The organism is Micromonospora sp. KC723, from assembly GCF_004348595.1.
Lineage (GTDB): Bacteria > Actinomycetota > Actinomycetes > Mycobacteriales > Micromonosporaceae > Micromonospora.
Window position 1 is genome coordinate 1 of record NZ_SMKD01000197.1, and the last position, 7,867, is coordinate 7,867.

Annotated in this window: 8 protein-coding genes; 4 read left to right on the plus strand and 4 right to left on the minus strand. The window is 72.7% G+C overall.

What is annotated here, in order from left to right; translation table 11 throughout:
- Positions 1-169: 169 nt before the first annotated feature.
- Positions 170-700 carry a M48 family metallopeptidase gene (locus E1165_RS26765; RefSeq protein ID WP_132394501.1) on the minus strand — a complete coding sequence of 177 codons (531 nt, stop codon included), beginning with the start codon at positions 698-700 and terminating at the stop codon, positions 170-172.
- 507 nt (positions 701-1,207) lie between these two features.
- On the opposite strand from E1165_RS26765, the gene E1165_RS29265 reads away from it, so the two are divergent.
- The 3 genes from E1165_RS29265 to E1165_RS26775 all read left to right on the plus strand — a co-directional run bounded on the left by E1165_RS29265 (position 1,208) and on the right by E1165_RS26775 (position 4,056).
- The gene (locus E1165_RS29265) at positions 1,208-1,375 is read left to right on the plus strand and encodes a DUF5679 domain-containing protein (RefSeq protein WP_165945332.1); all 168 of its coding nucleotides are present in this window, start codon (positions 1,208-1,210) and stop codon (positions 1,373-1,375) included.
- A gap of 221 nt (positions 1,376-1,596) precedes the next feature.
- Complete coding sequence (locus E1165_RS26770; RefSeq protein WP_132394502.1) at positions 1,597-2,655, plus strand: ThiF family adenylyltransferase; 1,059 nt, start codon at positions 1,597-1,599, stop codon at positions 2,653-2,655.
- Between the two features lie 69 nt (positions 2,656-2,724).
- On the plus strand, positions 2,725-4,056 hold the full coding sequence (locus E1165_RS26775; protein ID WP_132394503.1) for an AarF/ABC1/UbiB kinase family protein: 1,332 nt from the start codon (positions 2,725-2,727) through the stop codon (positions 4,054-4,056).
- A gap of 305 nt (positions 4,057-4,361) precedes the next feature.
- Here the strand turns inward: E1165_RS26775 and E1165_RS26785 are convergent, their stop codons facing one another.
- The 3 genes from E1165_RS26785 to E1165_RS26795 form a co-directional block, all read right to left on the minus strand.
- A complete protein-coding gene (locus E1165_RS26785; RefSeq protein ID WP_132394504.1) occupies positions 4,362-4,727 on the minus strand; it encodes a WhiB family transcriptional regulator in 366 nt (121 codons plus the stop codon).
- Positions 4,728-4,855: 128 nt separating this feature from the next.
- On the minus strand, positions 4,856-5,110 hold the full coding sequence (locus E1165_RS26790; RefSeq protein WP_132394505.1) for a hypothetical protein: 255 nt from the start codon (positions 5,108-5,110) through the stop codon (positions 4,856-4,858).
- Positions 5,111-5,234: 124 nt separating this feature from the next.
- Complete coding sequence (locus E1165_RS26795; RefSeq protein ID WP_132394506.1) at positions 5,235-7,403, minus strand: ATP-dependent DNA helicase UvrD2; 2,169 nt, start codon at positions 7,401-7,403, stop codon at positions 5,235-5,237.
- An 89-nt stretch (positions 7,404-7,492) separates the two neighbouring features.
- Between E1165_RS26795 and E1165_RS26800 the strand changes: the two genes are divergently transcribed.
- Positions 7,493-7,735 carry a mycoredoxin gene (locus E1165_RS26800; protein WP_132186098.1) on the plus strand — a complete coding sequence of 81 codons (243 nt, stop codon included), beginning with the start codon at positions 7,493-7,495 and terminating at the stop codon, positions 7,733-7,735.
- Positions 7,736-7,867: the final 132 nt, after the last annotated feature.

Consider the following 7,867-nt stretch of genomic DNA (forward strand, 5'->3'; position numbering starts at 1 on the left):
CCCACCCACCGCAGTCGGACACCGGCCTTCGCCGCAGCCGGACACCGGCCATCCGCGCAGCCGGACGTCGGCCCTGGCCACAGCCGGACACCGACCATCTCCACAGGCGGACGCCAGCTTTCGCCAGGGTGGAACGCCCGCACCCCGGGCCCGGTGCGCCCGGCGTCAGTCAGCCGGGCAGCGGGACGGCGGAGGCGGCGGCGACGCCCTCCAGGTAGCCACGGGCCCGCTCGGTTTTGGCGTACCGGCTGACCAACGCCCAGAAGCAGGCGTTGTGGCTGGGCACGATGAGGTGGACCAGTTCGTGCAGCAGCACGTAGTCGAGGACCCAGTCGGGCATCTCCTGGAGGCGGTGGGAGATCCGGATGGTCCGGTCGGCGGGGGTGCAGGAGCCCCACCGGCCGTTCTGGTTGGTGACCCAGCGGACGCTGGCCGGCAGCGCCTCGGCGCCCTGGTCGGCGAGGTAGAGGTTGATCAGACGCAGCGCCCGGTCGAGCAACTCGGTGTCGGAGCGGGCCGGCCGCCCCTCGCGGGCGGCGAGCCGGGCCAGCATCCGGTCGACCCACTCGCTCTCCTCGGCGCGGGAGAACTGGTCCGGGATCAGCACGACGACGCGCTCCCCGTCGCGGTACGCGGACACCGTGCGTCGCCGGCGCTGGCTGCGCCGTACCTCGACGACCGGCTTCCGCGCCCCAGCCATCAGTGGACCGCGCAGCCGTGGTTTGCTGTCACGAAGGAAAGCTAATGGGTACTGACCAGGGGTCCGCAAGGGTCAACACGGCGACACGCGCCCAGAAAATGGTGGTTGGTCGCGAAGAGTCCCGAAAAAAGTTGACGATGACCATGACGGGGCAAGCCCGCCACCCTTCGTGACGGCCGGGAGGCGGTTTCGCGTACCCATCCCACCGTAGGAGATCGCTCCCGCGCCGGGCACACCGGCCCCGCTCGCGGAGTTCGGGTGGCTTCACCCGGCGTGTCCCCGGCAAACTGCCTGATCCGGCCCATTTCGCCGTGCACACTCTCGACGTCGACTTCCTCACAGTGTCGATGCACAGCTGACATGGAACTACCCAGACCTGGGTAGGGTCCGCCAACCAGCGGTCACGTGGGTGGCCGCGCAGAACGACCCGACGCCGGCGCCCCACCGGCCCGCCGCCGGGAAACCGTCGGGCCGGTACGCCCGGCGGACGAGACGAGGAGGCTTACCGTGGCCGACCAGGCCCAGACCTACAACGGTTACTGCGTCAAGTGCAAGGAGAAGCGGGACTTCGAGGGGCGGATCGAGGTGTCGAAGACCGGGATGAACATGGCCAAGGGCAAGTGCCCGGTGTGCGGCACAACAGTGAACCGCATCCTGGGCAAGGCCAAGGTCTGACCCAGACGGGTCCACGGGGAGGGGCGGCCGTCGGCCGCCCCTCCCCGTGGTCTCTCCGGTCGGAGAACGACCGGAAGCACACCCCCACTGTCCGGTGCGCGACAGGGTTACCGCTCGGTTGTGGATAACTCACGTCATGCTGTGGACAGCACTGGATACAGGACCGCGCACCTGTGGACAACGATCGACGGATGGCTTCGACTCGGTCACGATTCGTCGCCATGAGCCCGACCTCCGTCGCACTCCCCCGCCCCACGCTGCTGCCCGGCCTGACCCGCCTCTGGCGGGACCGGCACACCCTGCAACTCGGCCTGCGGCCCGGCCACGCCGTCCTGCTGGAGGTGGCCAACCCGCGCGCTGCCCGACTTCTCGACCTGCTCGACGGCAGTCGCAGCGAGCGCGTCGTCCTGACCGACGCGACCAGGGCAGACGTCCGTCCCGCCGAGGCCCGGGAGTTGCTCGACGCCCTGCGGGACGCCGGGCTGGTCGTACCCGCGCACACGCTGCTCCCCCGTGACCTCGCCGGGGCCGCCCGCGCCCGGCTCGCCGCGGAGGCCACCGCGCTCGCGCTGGCCTCGTCGACCCTGCCGGGCACCCCGGCCCAGGTGCTGCGCCGGCGACGGACCGCCCGGGTGGTGGTGACCGGCGCGGGACGCCTCGGCGGGCCCGTCGCCGTCGCGCTGGCCCAGGCGGGGGTGGGCCACGTGGCGCCCGAACTCGCCGGGCCGGTCCACCCGGGCGACCTGGTCGGTACCGGGCTCGCCGCGGCCGACATCGGGCGACCCCGGGCCGAGGCGCTCCGCGCGGTGATCGGCCGGACCGCCCCCGGGACACTCACCCGGTCACCCGGTCGCGGACGGGTCGAGCTGGTGGTCCAGCTCGGCGCGGACCGACCGGCGGCGCTGCTCGCCGCCGGGTACGCCCACCGCCGCCAACCCCACCTGCTGCTCGGCCTGCGTGAGGGCCTACCGGTGGTCGGGCCGCTGGTGCGGCCCCCCGTCGGCCCCTGCCTGCACTGCCTGGACCTGCACCGCCTCGACCGCGACCCGGGCTGGCCGGCGCTCGCCGCCCAACTCGCCGGCGATCCCGACGACCAGGCCTGCGCGGCGGCCACCCTGCTCGCCGCCGTCGGGTACGCGGTCGCGGAAGCGCTCGCCCACCTCGACGGCGGCCGGCCGGAAACGCTCGGCTGCGCCGTCGAGGTGGGCGCGGCCGGCCGGTTCCGGCGTCGCGTCTGGCCGCCCCACCCGCACTGCCCCTGCGCCGGCCGGCGACGCTGACGGGGGAAGCACGGGGGTCAGCCCCGCCGGGAGCAGCCGCGGGCCCCCGAAGTCGGTAACAATGGCCGGGTGACCGACATCCCGCGCCGGGCCGTCTCCCGGACCGCCAAGCTCGCCGCTCTGCCGCTCGGCTTCGCCGGCCGGACCGTCCTCGGCATGGGTAAGCGTGTCACCGGGCTCGCCTCCGACGTCATCTCCGCCGAGATCCAGCAGCGCACCGCCGAGCAGTTGTTCAGCGTCCTCGGGCAGCTCAAGGGCGGCGCGATGAAGTTCGGTCAGGCGCTGTCGGTCTTCGAGGCGGCCCTGCCGGACGAGATCGCCGCGCCGTACCGGCAGGCGTTGACCAAGCTCCAGGAGGCGGCGCCACCGCTGCCCGTTGCCAGCGTGCACAAGGTGCTCGCGGAGCAGCTCGGGCCGGACTGGCGGGAGAGGTTCGTCTCCTTCGACGACAGCCCGGCAGCCGCCGCGAGCATCGGGCAGGTGCACCGGGCACGGTGGCGCGACCCGCAGACCGGCGAGGCGGTGGCCGCCGCCGTCAAGATCCAGTATCCGGGGGCCGGCGACGCGCTGCTGGCCGACCTCAAGCAACTCTCCCGGCTGGGCGGGATGTTCCGCGTCATCCAGCCCGGGCTGGACGTCAAGCCGCTCCTGGTCGAGCTGCGGGAACGGATCACCGAAGAACTCGACTACGAGCTGGAGGCCGAGTCGCAGCGCGCCTTCGCCACCGCGTACGCCGACGACCCGGAGATCTTCATTCCCGAGGTGTTCCACGCCTCGCCCCGGGTGCTGGTCACCGAGTGGATCGAGGGCGTCCCGCTGGCCGACATCATCCGCGAGGGCAGCGAGGAGCAGCGCGACGAGGCCGGCCGGCTGATGGCGATCCTGCACCTTTCCGCGCCGGCCCGGGCCGGACTGCTGCACGCCGACCCGCACCCGGGCAACTTCCGGTTGCTGCCCGACGGCCGGCTCGGTGTGATCGACTTCGGCGCGGTGGCGCGCATGCCGGAGGGCACCCCGGAGCCGATCGGGCGGCTCGCCGGACTGGCCCTGCGCGGCGAGGCCGACGCGGTGGTGGCCGGGCTGCGCGAGGAGGGCTTCGTCAGCCAGACCGAACCGATCGACGCGCAGGCCCTGCTGGACTACCTCCGGCCCATGCTGGCACCGGTGGCCGAGGAGGAGTTCCGCTTCACCCGGGCATGGTTGCGCGCGGAGGCGACCCGGTTGGCCAGCCCGAAGTCACCGGCCTTCCAGTTGAGCCGGCAGCTCAACCTGCCGCCGTCGTACCTACTCATCCACCGGGTGACCCTCGGCTCGATCGGGGTGCTCTGCCAGTTGGAGGCCAAGGCGCCGTACCGGGGGATCCTGGAGCGCTGGCTGCCCGGCTTCGCGCCGGTGAGCTGAGCCACGACGTACACCGCGGGGGCGGTGACCGGACTTCCGGTCACCGCCCCCGCGTACTGGTAGAAATCTAGAGAACGCCCAGGTCACGCGCCGACTGGGTACGGCTGTTCATGGCGACGGTACGGGCGGAACGGGTTGCCTCAGTGCTCGTGGTGGTACGACCGGCCTGAGGCCGGCGCATTCGAGCCCGGGACAACGCTTCGTGGAGTAGTTGCATCTCGGTTCCGTTCGGCAGGTGCAGCAGCATGGTCTTCGCTTTCTCGGTGCCGGTGGAGACCGGCGGGGACGTGTGGATCGGGAAGTTGTCAGGCAGCCAGCCGGACCGCGTCGCGCTTGGTGGCCACACCACTGGCCACCAGACGCGCCTCGGCCTCGACCCGGAGGGCGGCGTCGCGGGCGAGGTCCTCCTTGCGTGGGCGGCCACGGGGCCGCTTGCGCGGGACGACCGCGCCACGCTCGAAGATCTCGCCGCCCCAGACGCCCCAGGGCTCGGCCCGCTCGACCGCGCCGGCCAGGCACTCGACGCGCAGCGGGCAGTCCCCGCAGAGCGACTTGGCCAGTTCCAGCTCGGCCGGCTGGTCGGAGAACCACAGGTCGGGGTCGAACTTCCGGCAGGGCAGGTTCGCCTCCACCTCGACGTTCACGTCGAGCGGGGCCAACGCCAGACTCATCACCCGGTCACCTCTCTCTCACTTCGATCTCGTGGATCGCTTCCGACGTACGGCGGGACAAAAAAATTGAGGCCGCGGATCCCGGTATGCGGGTTCCGCGGCCTCGAGGTGAGCCGGTGGTCTGAGTTTCAGACCGGTCTACCTCGAGGTGGAACACCGCGGACATCGCGCCGCTTGTTTGCGGCATCGACGCCCATGCCCGTGAAGCCACTGGTCCGCTCGATTCCGGTGGCCGGCGCGGTCTGGATCAGCTCGGCCTGAGTCCAAACCTGGTGCACCTGCGGAACCGACGGTCGCGTGGCGGCAAGGGCCACCCGGACAGCCGACAGCGGAGCGTGGGCAGCTGGCATCGCCGCCGGACGCTCATAGATGAAGATCTCCACGGGTGCCACCTCCCTCACGTTCCTCGTGCCGACATCGGACTCCACCCCGTGAGCAGCCGGAATGGCGCCGCTCCCAAGGTGTGTCCTGAGGCTATTCCTCGCCCGGGGGCGAGGGCAAACGAATTTACGACGAGATTTCTGAAGTTTTCTGCGGGGCGATGTCGTCGACCGCGGCGCCGCCCACGAGCGCCAGCACCGCCTCGCCGTACAGCCCCAACTTGCGGGGGCCGATCCCGGCGATCGCGATCAGCTCCTCCGTCCGCCCCGGACGCCGCTCAGCCAACGCCGTCAGTGTCGCGTCGGTGAAGACCACGTACGCCGGAACCCGCTGCGCCCCGGCCACCCGGGCCCGCCAGTCACGCAGCCGCTCGTACAGGTCTTCGTCCAGGTCGGACGGGCAGGTCGGGCAGCGCCCCAGCTTGCGGTCCTGGCCGGCGAGCAGGGTCGCGCCGCAGATCCGGCAGGAGGCCACCTGGGCAGGTCGCCGCTGCGCGCCAGCCCGGCGGGCCACCGCGTTCCCGCCGGCCCGCTCACCGCCGCCGGAGCGGTCCAGCTGCGGCAGGAAGCGACACGGCCGCCGGGCCCGCCCGCCCGGCGAACGCGCCGAGGCGTACGACAGCCAGAGCCACTGGCGGGCCCGGGTGATCCCCACGTAGAGCAGCCGGCGCTCCTCCTCCACCTGCTCCGCGGTGCGGGCGTACGTGGTCGGCAGGGTGCCCTCGGAGAGCCCGACCAGGAAGACGGCGTCCCACTCCAGCCCCTTGGCCGCGTGCAGGGACGCCAGCGTCACCCCGTCCACCGTGGGCACGTGCTGCTGCGCGGCCCGGCGGGCCAACTCCTCGTTGAAGCCCGACAGCGTCACCGGACGCTCCACCGCGGCGGCCTCGCCGATCGGCAACACCGGGGGCGTGGCCGCGTACTCCTCGGCGAGCTGGACCAGCGCGGCCAGCGCCTCCCAGCGTTCCCGGGCGGCCCCGCCGGGCGGGGCGGCGCCGGGCGCCCAGCCGACCGCGGCGAGCCCCTCCACCACGGCGGCCGGCAGCGGGGTCTCCCCGGGGATCGAGCGGGTCGCGGCCCGCAGCGCCACCATCGCCTGGCGCACCTCGGTCCGCTCGAAGAAGCGTTCCGCGCCCTGCACCACGTACGGCACGCCGGCCTCGGTCAGCGCCTTCTCGTACGCCTCGGACTGCGCGTTGGTCCGGAACAGCACGGCGATCTCCTTCGCCGGCGTACCGGCGTCGACCAGTGCCCGGCAGCGGGCCGCCACGGCGGTCGCCTCGGCCGGCTCGTCGGTGAAAATGCGCAGCTCCGGTTCGGGGCCCGGCGGGCGCTGCCCGTGCAGTTCCAGGCGTAGCTTGGCCTCGGTGCCCCGGGCCTGGCCGATCACCGCGTTGGCCAGCCCGACGACCTGCGGGGTGGAGCGGTAGTCGCGGACCAGGCGCACCACCGTTGCCTCTCGGTAACGGCGCGGGAAGTCCACCAGGTACGACGAGGTGGCCCCGGTGAACGAGTAGATGGTCTGGCTGGCGTCACCCACCACGGTAAGGTCGTCCCGGCCGCCGAGCCACGCCTCCAACAGTCGCTGCTGGAGCGGGTTCACGTCCTGGTACTCGTCGACCACGAAGTGCCGGTACTGGCCGCGTACCTGCTCGGCCACGTCACGGTGCTCCTCGATCCCCCACACGGCCGCGCGCAGCAGGTCCTCGAAGTCGATCACCCCGTTGGCGCGCTTGAGCCGCTCGTACGCGGTGAAGACGTCAGCCACCTTCGCCGGCTCGTACGGGGTCTCGCGCAGCGCCTTGGCCGCGGCGACCACGTACTCGCCGGGCTCGACCAGCGACGACTTGGCCCACTCGATCTCGCCGGCGAGGTCGCGGGCAGCGGCCCGGTCGGCGCGTAGACCGACCTTGGCGGCGGCCAGGGTGACCACCCGCACCTTGCTGTCGAGCAGCTCGGGCATGGCGCGGCCGTCGAGCAGCCGGGGCGCGAAGTAGCGGACCTGGCGCAGCGCGGCGGCGTGGAAGGTCCGAGCCTGCACGCCGGCCACGCCCAGCGCCGTGAGCCGGGCCCTCATCTCGGCGGCGGCGCGGGCGGTGAAGGTGACCGCGAGGACGTGCCGGGGGGAGATCTCCCCGGCCAGGACGCGGTGGGCGATCCGGGAGGTCACCGCGCGGGTCTTGCCGGTGCCCGCGCCGGCCAGGATGCAGACCGGGCCGGCCGGGGCGGTCACCGCCGACCGCTGCTCCGGATCCAGTCCGGCGAGCACGAGCTCGGCCGCTGAGTGAACCACCACAACGAGGAATCATCTCAGCTCGCGGTGATGTTGCAGCGGTTAGCCTGGCCTGACCGGCGCCGGGCCGAGCGACCCTTGGAGGACCCGAGATGTTGACGATGTATTCCACCCCGTGGTGCGGCTACTGCCACCGGCTCAAGTCGCAGCTCGACCGGGAGGGCATCGGGTACGAGGTGGTCGACATCGAGCAGGACCCGCAGGCGGCCCAGTTCGTGATGAGCGTCAACGGTGGCAACCAGACCGTCCCGACGCTGCGGTTCGCCGACGGCAGCGCCCTGACCAACCCCTCCATCACCCAGGTCAAGCAGCACCTGGCCAGCATCGCCGGCTGACCACCCGCCCCGCTGGGCTTCACCCTCGCCGCCGTCTGGGTGGCCGTCGTCTTCGTCCTGGCCGGCGGCGGGCACTGACCGCGCCGGCCGCCCGGCCGGGCCGGGACTCCCCGGCCGCCCGGCCGGGCGGTG

Bases quoted from the DNA above. Each gene is read 5' to 3' on its own strand.
- E1165_RS26765 (WP_132394501.1), bottom strand. From the start codon at position 700: ATGGCTGGGGCGCGGAAGCCGGTCGTCGAGGTACGGCGCAGCCAGCGC.
- E1165_RS26770 (WP_132394502.1), top strand. From the start codon at position 1,597: ATGAGCCCGACCTCCGTCGCACTCCCCCGCCCCACGCTGCTGCCCGGC.
- E1165_RS26785 (WP_132394504.1), bottom strand. From the start codon at position 4,727: ATGAGTCTGGCGTTGGCCCCGCTCGACGTGAACGTCGAGGTGGAGGCG.
- E1165_RS26800 (WP_132186098.1), top strand. From the start codon at position 7,493: ATGTTGACGATGTATTCCACCCCGTGGTGCGGCTACTGCCACCGGCTC.